Below are 635 nucleotides of genomic sequence, written 5' to 3'. Positions count from 1 at the left end.
AGTAAACAGTAGTCATATTCTTAAATATTTTTAACATCTAACTTTTTTGTAAAACACGTACTACGATACACGATGCCATGCATCACGTGATGCTAGACGCGCTTCATCCCACGCCAAACGAGAATCACCCTTCACTTCATGCCATGAACGCTCTAAGTCAGCTTCATGATCTTCAAAACGGGCATCTACTGGATAGCGAGCGCGGTTTGCATAGCCTACTGCGTACGCTGGGTGCATATCGCGATCAAAGTCATACTCTTCTCTATGGTAGTCAGCGTTTGCATATTCTGCACGCCAGTAAGCTTCTTCATGTGTTGGATCAATGGCTTCAGCTGCTGCATGACCTGCGCCGCCACCAACGATAGCACCAATGGCGCCACCAATTAGTGTACCTAATGGGCCTGCCATTGTACCGATGGCTGCACCTGCTGCTGCACCGCCTACACCGCCAATACCTGTACCTACTGGATGTGAGCCTGGCTCACCCGTGATGATGTCTGCATTCAAATCTTCTTTTGTCTCTTTAGACATGTTTTTTACTTCACTGCGATCGATAGCGTCATGGTTACTCATAGTATTGTCCCTAAATTATTTATTATTTATTGAATTATTTATTTGCTAAAAGATTAGCAGTC

General features: G+C 44.7%; 1 protein-coding gene. It reads right to left on the bottom strand.

All coding sequences use genetic code 11. The features are described 5' to 3' along the window. Positions 1–60 precede the first annotated feature (60 nt). Positions 61–573 (bottom strand): hypothetical protein, encoded by a 513-nt coding sequence (locus ACS8FC_RS18580; RefSeq protein ID WP_371531265.1) that lies wholly within the window; start codon positions 571–573, stop codon positions 61–63. Positions 574–635: the final 62 nt, after the last annotated feature.

The organism is Psychrobacter sp. 1Y4, from assembly GCF_051847555.1.
Note: the sequence above shows the minus strand (reverse complement) of the source record. Positions and strands in the feature narration are given on the sequence as shown.